13 protein-coding genes are annotated in these 14,748 nt (G+C 68.0%); 8 read left to right on the forward strand and 5 right to left on the reverse strand.

Annotation, left to right across the window (positions count from 1 at the left end):
- The first annotated feature begins 118 nt into the window (after positions 1 to 118).
- From pvdQ to lldA, 4 genes are all read left to right on the forward strand, one after another.
- A complete protein-coding gene (pvdQ, locus tag JHD77_RS27025) occupies positions 119 to 2,407 on the forward strand; it encodes a bifunctional acylase PvdQ (RefSeq protein WP_003103624.1) in 2,289 nt (762 codons plus the stop codon).
- A 180-nt stretch (positions 2,408 to 2,587) separates the two neighbouring features.
- Entirely contained in the window at positions 2,588 to 2,911 is a 324-nt protein-coding gene (locus JHD77_RS27030; RefSeq protein WP_003089535.1) for a transcriptional repressor, read from the forward strand.
- Between the two features lie 41 nt (positions 2,912 to 2,952).
- Positions 2,953 to 3,873 (forward strand): LysR substrate-binding domain-containing protein, encoded by a 921-nt coding sequence (locus JHD77_RS27035; RefSeq protein ID WP_003114511.1) that lies wholly within the window; start codon positions 2,953 to 2,955, stop codon positions 3,871 to 3,873.
- 96 nt (positions 3,874 to 3,969) lie between these two features.
- Positions 3,970 to 5,121, forward strand: coding sequence for an L-lactate dehydrogenase LldA (gene lldA / locus JHD77_RS27040; RefSeq protein WP_003104946.1), 1,152 nt, complete (start codon positions 3,970 to 3,972; stop codon positions 5,119 to 5,121).
- A 71-nt stretch (positions 5,122 to 5,192) separates the two neighbouring features.
- Here lldA and JHD77_RS27045 read toward each other — a convergent pair whose 3' ends face one another.
- Positions 5,193 to 5,435, reverse strand: coding sequence for a DUF1654 domain-containing protein (locus JHD77_RS27045; protein WP_003089526.1), 243 nt, complete (start codon positions 5,433 to 5,435; stop codon positions 5,193 to 5,195).
- A gap of 294 nt (positions 5,436 to 5,729) precedes the next feature.
- On the opposite strand from JHD77_RS27045, the gene JHD77_RS27050 reads away from it, so the two are divergent.
- From JHD77_RS27050 to JHD77_RS27060, 3 genes are all read left to right on the forward strand, one after another.
- Complete coding sequence (locus JHD77_RS27050) at positions 5,730 to 5,966, forward strand: hypothetical protein (protein WP_003104944.1); 237 nt, start codon at positions 5,730 to 5,732, stop codon at positions 5,964 to 5,966.
- 265 nt (positions 5,967 to 6,231) lie between these two features.
- Positions 6,232 to 6,702 (forward strand): (2Fe-2S)-binding protein, encoded by a 471-nt coding sequence (locus JHD77_RS27055; RefSeq protein ID WP_003089521.1) that lies wholly within the window; start codon positions 6,232 to 6,234, stop codon positions 6,700 to 6,702.
- A complete protein-coding gene (locus JHD77_RS27060; RefSeq protein ID WP_019726221.1) occupies positions 6,699 to 9,014 on the forward strand; it encodes a xanthine dehydrogenase family protein molybdopterin-binding subunit in 2,316 nt (771 codons plus the stop codon). Before JHD77_RS27055 ends, JHD77_RS27060 begins: the two co-directional genes overlap by 4 nt.
- Positions 9,015 to 9,430: 416 nt before the next feature.
- Here the strand turns inward: JHD77_RS27060 and JHD77_RS27065 are convergent, their stop codons facing one another.
- Both JHD77_RS27065 and JHD77_RS27070 read right to left on the reverse strand, forming a co-directional pair.
- Positions 9,431 to 10,636, reverse strand: coding sequence for an ABC transporter substrate-binding protein (locus tag JHD77_RS27065; RefSeq protein ID WP_003115787.1), 1,206 nt, complete (start codon positions 10,634 to 10,636; stop codon positions 9,431 to 9,433).
- A gap of 200 nt (positions 10,637 to 10,836) precedes the next feature.
- The gene (locus JHD77_RS27070) at positions 10,837 to 11,478 is read right to left on the reverse strand and encodes a LuxR C-terminal-related transcriptional regulator (RefSeq protein ID WP_023108143.1); all 642 of its coding nucleotides are present in this window, start codon (positions 11,476 to 11,478) and stop codon (positions 10,837 to 10,839) included.
- Positions 11,479 to 11,753: 275 nt separating this feature from the next.
- On the opposite strand from JHD77_RS27070, the gene JHD77_RS27075 reads away from it, so the two are divergent.
- Positions 11,754 to 12,149 carry a DUF4280 domain-containing protein gene (locus JHD77_RS27075; RefSeq protein ID WP_003089513.1) on the forward strand — a complete coding sequence of 132 codons (396 nt, stop codon included), beginning with the start codon at positions 11,754 to 11,756 and terminating at the stop codon, positions 12,147 to 12,149.
- A 22-nt stretch (positions 12,150 to 12,171) separates the two neighbouring features.
- On the opposite strand, the gene JHD77_RS27080 is transcribed toward JHD77_RS27075, so the two are convergent.
- Together JHD77_RS27080 and tssI are read right to left on the reverse strand one after the other, a co-directional pair.
- Entirely contained in the window at positions 12,172 to 12,708 is a 537-nt protein-coding gene (locus JHD77_RS27080) for a toxin-antitoxin system YwqK family antitoxin (protein WP_003122691.1), read from the reverse strand.
- A gap of 10 nt (positions 12,709 to 12,718) precedes the next feature.
- On the reverse strand, positions 12,719 to 14,725 hold the full coding sequence (gene tssI / locus JHD77_RS27085; RefSeq protein ID WP_009316136.1) for a type VI secretion system Vgr family protein: 2,007 nt from the start codon (positions 14,723 to 14,725) through the stop codon (positions 12,719 to 12,721).
- Positions 14,726 to 14,748: the final 23 nt, after the last annotated feature.

The raw sequence follows: 14,748 nt of genomic DNA on the forward strand, positions 1-14,748 counted from the left end.
CGCCACGCCGCCACGCCCTGTGTTGCCCGTTTCCCCGCCAGGGGATGCCCGGCACGCAGGGCGTTTTCGTTGCATGTCCCGGCCGTTCCGGCCACCACTTTGCAGAGAAACGACATCGATGGGGATGCGTACCGTACTGACCGGCCTGGCCGGCATGCTGTTGGGTTCGATGATGCCGGTCCAGGCCGATATGCCGCGGCCGACCGGGCTGGCCGCGGATATCCGCTGGACCGCCTATGGCGTGCCGCACATCCGGGCCAAGGATGAGCGCGGCCTGGGCTATGGCATCGGCTACGCCTACGCGCGCGACAACGCCTGCCTGCTGGCCGAGGAGATCGTCACCGCGCGCGGCGAGCGGGCGCGCTATTTCGGCAGCGAGGGCAAGTCGTCGGCCGAGCTGGACAACCTGCCGTCCGACATCTTCTACGCCTGGCTCAACCAACCCGAGGCGCTGCAAGCCTTCTGGCAGGCGCAGACGCCCGCGGTACGCCAGTTGCTCGAAGGCTACGCCGCCGGTTTCAACCGCTTCCTCCGCGAGGCCGACGGCAAGACCACCAGTTGCCTTGGCCAGCCCTGGCTGCGGGCCATCGCGACCGATGACCTGCTGCGCCTGACCCGGCGCCTGCTGGTGGAAGGCGGGGTCGGCCAGTTCGCCGACGCGCTGGTGGCCGCCGCGCCGCCCGGAGCGGAGAAGGTCGCCTTGAGCGGCGAGCAGGCGTTCCAGGTCGCCGAGCAGCGGCGCCAGCGCTTCCGCCTGGAGCGCGGCAGCAACGCCATTGCCGTTGGCAGCGAACGTTCGGCGGACGGCAAGGGCATGCTCCTGGCCAACCCGCACTTCCCCTGGAACGGCGCGATGCGTTTCTACCAGATGCACCTGACCATTCCCGGCCGGCTCGACGTGATGGGGGCCTCGCTGCCCGGCCTGCCGGTGGTCAACATCGGCTTCAGCCGCCACCTGGCCTGGACCCACACGGTGGATACCTCCAGCCACTTCACCCTGTATCGCCTGGCGCTGGACCCGAAGGACCCGCGGCGCTACCTGGTCGACGGTCGTTCGCTGCCGCTGGAGGAGAAGTCCGTCGCGATCGAGGTGCGCGGCGCCGACGGCAAGCTGTCGCGCGTCGAGCACAAGGTCTACCAGTCGATCTACGGCCCGCTGGTGGTCTGGCCCGGCAAGCTGGACTGGAACCGCAGCGAGGCCTATGCGCTGCGTGACGCCAACCTGGAGAACACCCGGGTACTGCAACAGTGGTACTCGATCAACCAGGCCAGCGACGTCGCCGACCTGCGCCGGCGCGTCGAGGCGCTACAGGGGATCCCCTGGGTCAACACCCTGGCCGCGGACGAGCAGGGCAACGCCCTGTACATGAACCTGTCGGTGGTGCCCTACCTGAAGCCGGAACTGATTCCCGCCTGCGCCATTCCGCAACTGGTCGCCGAAGGCCTGCCGGCCCTCCAGGGGCAGGACAGCCGCTGTGCCTGGAGCCGCGACCCGGCCGCGGCCCAGGCTGGCATCACCCCGGCGGCGCAACTGCCGGTGCTGTTGCGCAGGGACTTCGTGCAGAACTCCAACGACAGCGCCTGGCTGACCAACCCGGCGAGCCCGCTGCAGGGCTTCTCGCCCCTGGTCAGCCAGGAGAAGCCCATCGGTCCGCGGGCGCGCTACGCCCTGAGCCGGCTACAGGGCAAGCAGCCGCTGGAGGCGAAGACGCTCGAGGAGATGGTCACCGCCAACCATGTCTTCAGCGCCGACCAGGTGCTGCCGGACCTGCTCCGCCTGTGCCGCGACAACCAGGGCGAGAATTCCCTTGCCCGTGCCTGCGCGGCCCTGGCGCAGTGGGACCGTGGCGCCAACCTCGACAGCGGCAGCGGCTTCGTCTACTTCCAGCGCTTCATGCAACGCTTCGCCGAACTCGACGGCGCGTGGAAGGAACCGTTCGATGCGCAACGTCCCCTGGATACGCCGCAAGGCATCGCCCTCGACCGGCCGCAGGTGGCGACCCAGGTGCGCCAGGCGCTGGCGGACGCGGCGGCGGAGGTGGAGAAGAGCGGGATTCCCGACGGCGCGCGCTGGGGCGACCTGCAAGTGAGCACCCGTGGCCAGGAACGCATCGCGATTCCCGGCGGCGATGGCCATTTCGGGGTCTACAACGCGATCCAGAGCGTCCGCAAGGGCGACCACCTGGAGGTGGTCGGCGGCACCAGCTACATCCAGCTGGTGACCTTTCCCGAGGAAGGGCCCAAGGCTCGCGGGTTGCTGGCTTTCTCCCAGTCCAGCGATCCGCGCTCGCCGCACTACCGCGACCAGACCGAGCTGTTTTCCCGCCAGCAATGGCAGACCTTGCCGTTCAGCGACAGGCAGATCGACGCCGACCCGCAACTGCAACGGCTAAGCATTCGCGAATGATAAGCAATGCCTATCAGATCTGATGGGAAAAAAACTGACGGTTTTTCCGCGCTCGTTCGTCTTTAACCATAGAGGCGGCCCACAGCCGCCCGGTTCCAGGGAACACGTGCAGGCAGCGAGCAGGGATGCTCGGCTTCGGCGGGGACCCGCTACCCACTCGTCCACGAAAGGAGCGTCACGATGACCCATTCGCCCGTCAAACAGATGTTGAAGGAGGCCGGCCTGAAGATGAGCCTGGCCCGGCTGAAAGTGATCGATGCGCTCTGGGAAGCCTCGGGGGAGCAGGGCCGGGTGCCGATCCGCACCCTGCACCGGCGTCTCTCCGAAACCGGTACGCCGCTGTCCCTGGTGAGCATCCGCCAGGTCCTCGGGCGCCTGGTGGAAAGCGGCCTGGTGACCCTCGACGAACAGGATGTCTACAGCCCCGGCAAGGCTTCCTGGGGCGGTGCCGCCGGTTCCGCGGCGCCCGAGCGCCGCGCCGCGGCCAACGAGCAGCGGCTCTGACGCGGTATCCCTGATCTCGGGCAGCGGGTAAAGTCTGCCCCATGCTCAATCCCGACGATTTCCGTTTTCCTTCCATCGAAGCGTTGCAGGCGTTCGAAGCGGCTGCCCGGCTGGGTACCTTCGAGCGCGCCGCCGAACTCCTGTCGATCACCGGCAGCGCCGCCAGCAAGCGGGTTTCCGGTCTCGAGGGGATGCTCGGGGTGAGCCTGTTGCAGCGCGACGGCCGCTCGCTGGCGCTGACCTCCCACGGCCGCGAGTACCTCGAACAGATCGCGCCGATCCTCGCCCAGCTCGCGGCGGTTCCGCTGCATCGTCGCCAGGTCCAGCGCCAGCAGCGGCTGACCCTGCGCACGCCGCCGACCTTCGCCCGGCAGATCCTGATTCCGCGCCTGGCGTCCTTCGCCGAGGCCTGTCCGGAAATCGAGCTGGAGATTCTCCTGTCGAGTCCTTCGGACGGCCAGGACCTGCCGCTGGCCGATGTCGAGGTGCGCGGCGACAGCCATGGCGTGGCGGCCGGCGAGCGGCTGCTGGAGGAGCGCGTGCTACCGATGGCCGCGCCGGGGCTGCTGCTCGGCCTGCCGCGGCCCTGGACGCCAGCCATGCTCGCCGGCCTGCCGTTGCTGCGCTCGCCGCTGGAGCCCTGGCAGCCGTGGTTCCGCGTGGCCGGGCTGGACTGGCCGGAGCCCTGCGCCGGGCCGCGCCTGCTCGATTTGGGCATGACCCTGGAAGCCGCCGCCAACGGCCAGGGCGTGGCCCTCGCGCGACCCTCGCTGGCGCGCGCCTGGCTTGCCGAGGGGCGGCTGGTGGTGCTGTTCCCGCTGCGTTCGGCGCCCACCCACCATTACCACCTGCGCAGCCACCAGGCCTCGCCGGCCAGCCAGCGTTTCGCCGCCTGGCTGGCGGCGATCTGCCGCGAGGCGGTGGTCCAGGGCAGGGAATTCCTTCCGGCGGCGGACGACTGAAACGGCGGAATTTCCTTCCGCCGATGCCGACAATTATTCCGCCTGCGGCGGTACGTCGCGCTCTACCATCCAGCCACCCCCGAAGGAGTGGACTGCATGAGCGTCATCACCGATATCGAAGACCTGCGCCGCCTGGCGCGCAAGCGCGTGCCGCGGATGTTCTACGACTACGCCGACTCCGGTTCCTGGAGCGAAGGCACCTACCGCGCCAACCAGGACGACTTCGCCGCGATCAAGCTGCGCCAGCGGGTCGCGCGGAATATCGAGAACCGCTCGCTGCGCACCCGCATGCTCGGCCAGGAGATGGCCATGCCGGTGGCCATCGCGCCCACCGGGCTGGCCGGCATGCAGCATGCCGACGGCGAGATCCTCGCCGCCCGCGCCGCCGCCGAGTTCGGCGTGCGCTACACCCTGTCGACCATGAGCATCTGTTCCCTGGAGGACATCGCCACGGAAGTCGGCCAGCCGTTCTGGTTCCAGCTCTACGTGATGCGCGACCGCGATTTCATCGAACGCCTGATCGACCGTGCCAAGGCCGCCGGCTGCGACGCGCTGGTGCTGACCCTCGACCTGCAGATCATCGGCCAGCGCCACAAGGACCTGAAGAACGGTCTCTCGGCGCCGCCGCGGCCGACCCTGGCCAACCTGCTGAACATCGCCACCAAGCCGCGCTGGGCGCTGGGCATGCTCGGCACCCGGCGTCGCGGTTTCGGCAACATCGTCGGGCACGTCAAGGGCGTCGACGACATGGGCTCACTGTCCGAGTGGACCGCCCGCCAGTTCGACCCGCGGCTGAACTGGGGCGACGTCGAATGGATCAAGCGGCGCTGGGGCGGCAAGCTGGTACTCAAGGGCATTCTCGATGCCGAGGATGCGCGGTTGGCCGCCGACTCCGGCGCCGATGCGCTGGTCGTCAGCAACCATGGCGGACGCCAACTGGACGGCGCGCCCTCGACCATCAGCGCGCTGCCGGCGATCGTCGAGGCGGTGGGCGAGCGCATCGAGGTCTGGCTCGACAGCGGCATCCGTTCCGGGCAGGACGTGCTCAAGGCCATCGCCCTCGGTGCGCGCGGGACCATGATCGGCCGTCCCTATCTCTACGGGCTGGGCGCGCTGGGGCAGGCCGGAGTGACGCGGGCGCTGGAGATCATAGCCCGCGAGCTGGACCTGACCATGGCCTTCTGCGGCCATACCGACATCCGCGAGGTCGGCCGGGACATCCTGTTGCCGGGAAGCTATCCGCGATAGCCGCGAACAGCGAATGGAAGGGAAGGGAAGAGCGCAAGCCGCGCGGCTCGACGGCCGCGCGGCAAACAGGATCAGGCGGCGGAACTCCAGCGCAGGACGATGCTGCCGTCGCGCTGCGGGTCGAGCAGCCACTGGTTGGAACGGTCGAAGCTTTCCAGCAGGTGGGCCCAGTCGCCCTCGTCTTCGCCGGGCAATCGGGAAATGCAGGCCTGGCAGGCCTGTTGCGCGGCCGGGGCGTGGATGATGCGCTGGATGCGGGTGTTCAGCAGGTCATAGGCCGTGGGCAGGGCGGGGATCGATGCAGTGTGGTTCATGGGTGCCTCCGCTTGCTTTCTCGGTTATGGGTGGGTGGACAAAGGAACCCTCGGTTCCGGCGAGATACCTTTGTAGCGGAACTCGTGTGAAGAAAGTATTGCAACGTTGTCGCAGGGGCACGCCGCAGGGATGTACGGCTCTTGGCAACGGCTCTGGCGGTAGGCGACACTGCGTCGCGAGGAAAATCGTTGCGCATTGTTTCAATGCGCGGAAAGGCGTTTTTCCAGGGATGGGCTTTGACCGGCACCCAGTGCAAGGCAAGGTGACCGGTACTTCTCGACGGATACGACTGCATGGCGTTAGAACCTTCCGATGTTTTGCTCGAATCGGTGTTTTGTCAGCTGGATGCCGACACCCCGCGTTCCCTCCATGATCTCAAGGGCGACCCCAGGGCCAACCTGCTGGCGATCCGCCTGCTGTTCCGCCAGGGCCGCATCACCGGCGTGCTGCTGGACGACCCCAGCGGTGCCGAGGACCAGCATGGGCCGTTGATCTACCACGCCGAGCGCCTGCGCGTGCGGCGCGGCTAACGCCGTTTCCCCTGGCCGAGCCGCTCGCTTTCCGGCGAGCGGCGAGGAGCGGGCCACCGGGAATGCTGCCTCGCCCGGGCGATTCCCGCCCGGCTTGGGTGTCGTTGAATTCCATTCAACGATACGTTCAGTTCTGCCAGGTTATGCGCCGCAGTCCTCTCGCCAATAATCTCCCTTCAGTCCGATGAGAGACTCGCCGCGCCCATGGGGGGCGGCGCAGTCGCCGTGCGACTCCATAACCAGAAACCAGAAAAGGCGTGCACCGATGATTACCCTGAACCTCAATGGCAAGGATCATCAGCTCGATGTCACCGAGGATATGCCCTTGCTCTGGGCTATCCGCGACGTCGTCGGCTATACCGGGACCAAGTTCGGCTGCGGCATGGGCCTGTGCGGCTCCTGCACCATCCATATCGACGGCCAGGCCACCCGTTCCTGCATCACGCCGGTGAGCCTGGCGCAGGGCAGGAAGGTCACCACCATCGACCACCTGCACACCGACAAGGTCGGCGAAGTCGTCCAGCAGGCCTGGCTGGACATCGGCGTGGCGCAGTGCGGCTACTGCCAGGGCGGGCAGATCATGTCGGCCACGGCGTTGCTGAAGAGCAACCCCGCGCCCAGCGACGAGCAGATCGAGGCGGCCATGGCCGGCAACATCTGCCGCTGCGGCACCTACAACCGGATCAAGACGGCGATCCACAACGCCTCCGCCAAGTTGCAGGAGGCCAAGGCATGAAGCGCTCGTACCCCGACGATCTGGTCATCGGCAATCTCAGCCGCCGCGGTTTCCTCAAGGGCGTCGGCGCCACCGGCGTGCTGCTGGTGGCTGCCAACTGGGGCTGGCGCGACGCCCTGGCCGCCGAGAAGAAGGCCTTCGGCGCCGACGCCATGCCCCACGGCTGGGTGGACAACCCGAAGATCTACGTGAGCATCGACCGGGACGGCACGGTCGGCGTCGTCTGCAACCGCTCGGAAATGGGCCAGGGCGTGCGCACCAGCCTGGCGATGGTGGTGGCCGACGAGCTGGAGGCCGACTGGAGCCGGGTCAAGGTGATCCAGGCGCCCGGCGACGAAGCGCGCTACGGCAACCAGGACACGGATGGCTCGCGCAGCATGCGCCATTGGTTCGAACCCATGCGCCGCTGCGGTGCGGCGGCGCGACAGATGCTCGAACAGGCCGCGGCCAACCAGTGGAAGGTCCCGCTGGGCGAGTGCCGCGCCGAACAGAACAAGGTGCTGCATGCGCCCAGCGGCCGTTCGCTGTCCTTCGGCGAACTGGCCGAGGCCGCCGCGGGTCTCGAAGTGCCGGCGCGCGACAAGCTGCTGCTGAAGAAGCCCGAGCAGTTCCGCTACATCGGCAAGGACGTGGCGCGCGCCATCGACGGCGCCGATATCGTCAATGGCCGCGCCGGCTTCGGCTTCGACGCGCGCTTCGACGACATGCTCTACGCCGTGGTCGCCCGGCCGCCGGTCTACGGCGGCAAGCTCAAGCGCTACGACGCCGCCGCGGCGCTGAAGGTGCCGGGGGTGGTCAAGGTGATCGAGATCGAGGGCCGGCCGATCCCGTCCGAGTTCCAGCCGCTGGGCGGGGTCGCCGTGGTGGCGCAGAACACCTGGGCGGCGATCAAGGGGCGCGAGGCGCTGGTGGTCGAGTGGGACGCCGGGGTCAACGGCGGCTACGACTCGGTGGCCTACCGCAAGCAACTGGAAGAGGCCGCGCGCAAGCCGGGCAAGGTGGTGCGCGACAGCGGCGATGCCGCGGCGCTGTTCGCCAAGGGCGGGGATATCGTCGAGGCCGAGTACTACCTGCCGCACCTGGCCCAGGCGCCGATGGAACCGCCGGTCTCCACCGCCTGGTACAAGGACGGCGCCTGCGAGGTCTGGGCCCCGACCCAGGCGCCGCAAGTGACCCGCGAGCGCATCGCCGAGCGCCTGAAACTGCCGTTCGACAAGGTCACGGTCAACGTGACCCTGCTCGGCGGCGGTTTCGGCCGCAAGTCCAAGCCCGACTTCGTGCTGGAAGCGGCGATCCTGGCCAAGGCGTTCCCCGGTCGCCACCTGCGCGTGCAGTGGACCCGCGAGGACGACCTGCATTTCTCCTATTTCCACACGGTCTCGGTGGAGCGCCTGCAGGCCGTGCTCGGCGCCGACGGGCTGCCGCAGGCTTGGCTGCATCGCTCGGTGGCGCCGAGCATCACCGCACTGTTCGGCCCGGACAGCAAGCACCAGGGCGCCTTCGAACTGGGCATGGGCCTGACCAACCTGCCGTTCGCCATCCCCAACGTGCGCCTGGAGAACCCCGAGGCCCCGGCGCACACCCGGGTCGGCTGGTTCCGCTCGGTCTCCAACATCCCCCACGCCTTCGCCATCCAGAGCTTCGTCGGCGAACTGGCGGCGAAGGCCGGCCAGGACCCGAAGGACTACCTGCTCAAGCTGCTCGGCCCGGCGCGGCGAATCGACACCGCCGAACTCGGCGACAGCTGGAACTACGGCGAGTCGCCGGAGCGCTACCCGCTCGATGTCGGCCGCCTGCGCGGGGTGATCGAGGAGGCGGCGCGCCAGTCCGGCTGGGGCGGCGAGCTGCCCAGGGGCAGGGCGCGGGGAATCGCCGCGCACTACAGCTTCGTCACCTACGTGGCGGTGGTGATCGAGGTGGAGGTGAAGGACGACGGCGCGCTGCTGGTGCACAAGGCCACCATCGCCGCCGACTGCGGTCCGCAGATCAACCCCGAGCGCATCCGCTCGCAGCTCGAAGGCGCCTGCGTGATGGGCCTGGGCCTGGCGGCGCTGGGCGAGATCAGCTTCAAGGATGGCAAGGTCCAGCAGGACAACTTCCACCAGTACGAGCTGGCGCGCATGCCGCTGGCGCCCAAGGCGGTGTCGGTGCATCTGCTCAAGCCGGATGGCGACCTGCCGTTGGGCGGGGTCGGCGAGCCCGGCGTGCCGCCGATAGCGCCGGCGCTGTGCAACGCGATCTTCGCCGCCACCGGCAAGCGCATCCGCGAGTTGCCGATCCGCAATCAGTTGCAGGGGTGGCGGAAGGCCTAGGTCCTTCGTCCTGGTCGTCGCCTGCGTGAGTTCGCGCGAGCGCAGGCGATGGATCAGGTTCTACGCGGAAGTCGTTGTCGAAGAAGAGTTTTCCGTGCCGTCGTCCTTCCCTGGCAGAGGCCTGTCGGCGGATAACGCGGGTGGCCTCGTTCGCCCTGCGCAGCGAAGGCGGCAAGCGGACGCCAGGGCGGACAACGGGTAGCGTTATGCGCCGCCTTGTCGTCTCAACTTAAAGTGAATTCTAGTATTTTATTTATCTTATTAATCAATAATATAAATAGTTTATTAAAAGTATTTTATAAGAAGTGGGAGTCTTCCCAGCCGCTCCAGGCCGCCTGCTTGCCGTCGAAACCGGATTGGCAATTCTCCAGGATCGACGACCCCGCGTCGTCCGTGCGCGAGGCCGTCATGGCGGTTCAGTAGATCGGCAGGTCCGGTTCGGGCAGGGCGACGATGTCGTTCGCCGTCAGCCCCAGCAGGCTCATCAGCGCCGGGTCGCGCAACGGCGACTCGCCGCGTACCGGGCCGAAGATTTGCGCCATGTGCCTGCGCAGGCTGGCCACCCGTTGGCGATCGGCCATCCAGCGGGTGAAATCGTGCACGTCGACGTTCTTCAGCGACTCCAGTGGCGGCAGCCCAGGCGCTTCGCCGACGTCGGCGCGGGCGCGCCAGCCGCCGTAGCTGGACTGGAACTCGGCCGAGCCCAGGTAGGACAGCAGCAGCTTGGCCGTGGCCGGATGACGGGCGGCCTTGAAGATCGCCGCGCGCTGGTTCCAGACGATGAACGGCTCGTCGGTCGGGATGAAGTAGCCGGCCGGCGTATCGCTGTCGGTCGCATAGCCGGTCAGGTTGCCCAGCGAACCGATGGAGTCGGTGCCCACCGAGGCCGCCGGCGCCGCCGTGCCGCGCAGGAAGTTCGGCTTCTGCGCCGCCAGGGCGCGTAGGAAACCGCTGCCGTAGCGCCGTTCCAGCTTGTCGTAGACGTACAGCACCGCATCGTCGTCATGGGGATAGGTCAGCACCAGCTTGCCCTTGAAGGCCGGCTTCAGGTAATCGGCGAAGCGCGTCGGATAGCGCTCCGCTGGCAGCCGGACGGAAGCGTAGGTCGGCACGAAGGCGTTGTTGTAGGCCGTGACATAGGCGCCGTCGGGATCGGCGTAGCCTTTCTTCTGCCGGGCGAAGCCGACCGGCTTGTAGCGCAGCAGCACGTCGCGGGCCTTCCATCTGTCGAAATCGAAGGTGGTTTGCAGCATCGCCACGTCCGGCGTTAGGGTGCCGGCGGCGAGTTCCTGGTCGATGCGCAGGTCGTGGAACTTGGAGAGGTCCACCGTGACGTCCAGGGTCACGCCGGGAAAGCGGCTCTCGAAGGCCGTCTTCAACCAGTCCATCTGGTTCGGCGCGTCGCCGCCGGCCCAGAGCACCACCTTGCCGCCTTCGCCCCGTGCGCGGGCGTAGAGCGAAGCGAGCCTGTCGGTCTCGCCGGGAATGACCAGGGTCGCCCCCGCGGTTTCCGGCCCTAGAGCTGGCTTTCGTGGCAATTTTCCCGCCGTTTCGCTGGCGAACGAAGAAGATGCGAAGACCAGAACCCATGCCGCCATCAGCGGCTTCACCCTGTCGATCATGTGCCGTTCCTCTGCTGAAAACGAGCGTCGCCGCTCCCGGTGAGGCCGGCGCGCAGGCACGCCCCTCATGGATGGGACTGGTCCGCCGCGACGGGCTTCAGCGCCGCGAGGAGACTTCGCGGAAAATCGCGGCAGACTTCTCGTTTCGGCATTCTCGGATGCTTGCGCGGGAACTCCGGGTACGGCCGCGTAGAGCCTGCCTAGAAGCCGGCCTTCGCCGCCAGCGCCGCGGCGGCCGTCCGCGTGTTCACTTCCAGGGCGCGCAGCAGAGAGGAAACGTGCACGCGCACGGTGAACGGCGAGATCGACAGCGCGCGGCCGATTTCCTTGTTCGACAGGCCATCGGCGATCAGCCGCAGTACCGCTTGCTGCCGTGGGGTCAGGGCGTCCAGGAGGGCGCGTTGCCGACTGCCGGCGCTCGACCCGCCGCGCAGGCGCACCACCGGTTCGCCGCTGCCGAGCGTCTGCAACGCCGTGCCGATCTCCCCGGCCTCCAGGGATTTGCCGAGGTAGCCGTCGGCGCCGGCGGCCAGCACCTCGTCCACCAGACGCGGGTCGTCGAGCATCGAGACGATGACGATTGCGCTGTGCCGATAGGCGCGACGCAAGCGCTCGATGGACTGGGAGGCGGCGAAGCCGGGAAGCAGCAGGTCGAGGAGGAAGAGGGCGGGAGGTTCCGGCGAGACGCTCGAGGCCAGGCGCAGCACCTCGTCGAAGCTGTCCGCTTCGCTCACGGCGGCTTGCGGGAGGTAGCGGCGGACGACCCGTCTCAGGCCATCGCGGAACAGGGGATAGTCATCGGCGACGATGACCCGTGCGGGGAGGCTTCTTGTGCTAGGCATTGTCGTCCCGTCCTTGGGGGCGGCCAGGGTACGCCAACCCCTGCATCGACCGGCCGCGGGCCGGCCGGCGAGGGCGCTGCGGGCACCGTTCGATCCGCCGAAAATCCTTTTTCGTCGATCCCTGTCGCGGGGCTCCGCCCCGCATGACAGCGGAATTCTAGCGCCGCTGGCGACACGCATGTCGGGCATTCGTCAGAAAAACAGCAGCCAGCCCCACGGCGAGCGCGATGGGCTGGTCTATCCTGCTACAACGCCATCGCGCTCGGGAGGACGGCATGGGCTGCCCGCAGGTCTGCGCCGGCGCCACCCTGCAATGCAGCTTCGGGGCGGCGCCGACGGTGCTCAACGTGTTGCCGCAGAACCGCACCCTGACCAGCGGGATGCCGGCGGCGAACATCATGGACCACATCCCGCTGCTGAACATTCCCACCTTCGGCCTCTGCCAGAGCCCGGCCAACCCCGTGGTGGCCGCCGCCACCGCCGCCGCCCTCGGCGTACTGACGCCGATGCCGTGCATTCCCGCCACCGCCAGCCCGTGGATCCCCGGCGGCCCGCCGACCCTGCTGCTGGGCGGGATGCCCGCGCTGGACGCCAATGGCACGCTGATCTGCACCTGGGGCGGAGTGATCAAGATCAGCGTGCCGGGACAGGTGCAGATGCTGATTCCCTGAGCGCCGCCTGGCCGATGCGCGCCTAGGGCTCCGCCAGCCTGGTCCACCACCAGCGCCAGCGCGCCATGGGCTTGCCCTCGCTGTCCAGCGGCCGGCCGTCGTCGGCGAACGGCTGGGCGCCGTCCAGTAGCTGGCCGTTCAGGTAGCGTCCGTCGAAGGCCAGTTGGCCATTGCCATGGAAGCGTTGGTAGACCCCGTCGCGTACGCCGTCGCGGTAATGCTCGCGCTCGGCCACCTGGCCGTTGGCGAAATAGTTGAGCGCTTCGCCGTGGAGCAGCCCGTTGCGGTAGTGCGCCTTGCGCTGCAACCAGCCTTCCGCGGCATGGAAACTGGCCGGCCCGTGCAGCTTGCCGTCGACGAAGGCGAGTTGCGCGGAGACCTTGCCGTTGGGATGGAACAGGGTGCTGGCGCCGTGCAACTGGCCCTGCCGGTAGCCGAGGCTGGCCTGCGGCCTGTCGTGCTCGTCGATGCGCAACGGGCCTTCCAGGCTGCCGTCGAGCAGGTTGCCGGCGAGATGGCTGTCGCCACGAACCAGGTCGAGCTTGCCGGATGCCGCCATGCGCTTCTCCTCAGTTGACCTTTACCAGGCCGCCCTTGATGGTCAGCATGCCGCCGCCGTCCACCGTCTGTTCGGCGCCGGCCTTGTTGGTCAGGCTGACGCCGGCATCGTTGGTCAGGCTGGTGCCGGCCTTGTTGGTGAGGGAGGTGCCGGCCTGGTTGGTCAGCGACGTCCCGGCCTTGCTGGTCAGCGAGGTGCCAGCCTGGGCGGCGAGGTCGGCGTCGCTCTTCAGGGTCAGGCTGCCGCCGCTCTGCAGGGCGAGGGTGCCGCTGACCTTGATGGTCAGGTTGCCGTCCACCGTCAGCTCGAAGTTGCCGCTGACCTTGTGGCTGTAGTTGCCGCCGGTGCTGTGGGTCTGGTCGGCGCCCACCGTCACCGTGCGCGTGTCCTTCACATCCAGACTGTCGCTGCCGGTCTGGATGGTCACCGTGCGCTTGCCTTTCTCCAGGGTGACGGTCTCGTCGCCTTCCTTCACCGTGCGGGTGCGGGCGTTCTGCACCGTCAGGGTCTCGTCGTGGCCGATGCTGGCGGTGCTGTCGTTGAGCACGTTGACGTTGAGGTCCTTCTGCGCCTGGAGGAAGACTTCCTCGGCGTCCTTCTTGTCCTCGAAGCGCAGCTCGTTGAAACCGCCGCCGCCCTTCGACGAGTTGGTCTTGATCCCGGACTGCGTCTGGTTGTCCGGCAGCGCGTAGGGCAGGGCGTTGTCGCCGTTGTAGACGCAGCCGGTGACCAGCGGGCGGTCCGGGTCGCCGTCGATGAAGGTGACGATCACTTCCTGGCCGATGCGCGGCACGAACTGCATGCCGAAGCCCTTGCCGCTCCAGGGCAGCACCACGCGCACCCAGCAGGAGGAGGTCTCGTCGTTCTTGCCGTCGCGGTCCCAGGGGAACTGGATCTTGATCCGGCCGTACTGGTCGGTCCAGATCTCCTCACCGGCCTTGCCCACCACCAGGGCGGTCTGGGTGTGCATGCGCGGCTTGGGCGTGACCCGCGCGGGGCGGTAGGCGGTGGCCTTGGGGATCGCCTCGAAGCGGTTGCGGTAGTGCGCGTGACTGGCGTCATGGGTGACCGAGGTCAGCACCCAGTCGATATTCAGCGAATCGTCATCATGCCCGCTGAGGGTGAACCAGTGGCCGGGCACCAGCCAGCGGCAGTCGCTCTCGCCGATCAGGCGCGTCTCCTGGCTGCGCAGGCCGTCGATGCGTTGCTTGGTCAGGCTGTCGCCCTGGGCCTTGGCGGTGTAGCCGCCGGGGTGCTGGTAGACGCCGGCGGCGCCGGAAACCGCCTCGGCCTGGGAGTAAAGCGAGGTGCCCGGGGTGGTGAACTCGTAGTCGGTGGCGCTGTAGGTCCCGGATACCGCCTGGAGGCTGTACTGCGCCGAACGCACGCCCTGCAACTCGCGCACGCCGATTCCTTGGCCCAGGTAGGCCACTTGCGGGCCGTTGGGAATCGGCGGGAAGGCGTCGTTGCTGTCGGCCAGCACCAGGGTGTGCTTGCCGGCGGCATGGGTGAAGAACCAGAAGATGCCGTCTTCCTCCAGCAGCCGCGAGACGAAGGCGAGGTCGCTCTCGCCGTACTGCACGCAGTATTCGCGGGGCTGGTAGCTGCCGCTGAGTTGCAACTGGTAGTCGCTGAAGCCGTGCTGGTCGAAGACTTGGGTGACGATGTCGCTGGTGGCCAGGTTCTGGAACACCCGGTTGTTGCTGGCCAGCGTCAGCCACCAGAGCCAGGGGCGCAACAGCACCTGGTAGCGCTCGGCGCTGGCATCGCCGGGGAGTTGGCGGATCTCCGCGACCAGGCCGTCGAGCGGACGCTGGTCGGCGTCGTTGTGCAGGGTGGCGGTGAGATGGGTGGCGATTGCGCCGTCCAGGGCTAAGGGGCTGGCGCTGTAGCCCAGCAGTTCCCAACCGGGCAGTGCGTTCAGGCGTTCTTCCCCGGCCAGACGCTCCGGGAACAGGGCTGCCAGCGCCGAGGCGGTCAGGGAGAGGCTGGTATTGCTATCGGTGGGACGGGGCATCTGGGTCCCTCGTTTCTGTCGGG

It is taken from the genome of Pseudomonas sp. P20, from assembly GCF_016463925.1.
In the GTDB taxonomy this organism is placed as follows: Bacteria; Pseudomonadota; Gammaproteobacteria; order Pseudomonadales; family Pseudomonadaceae; genus Pseudomonas; species Pseudomonas aeruginosa.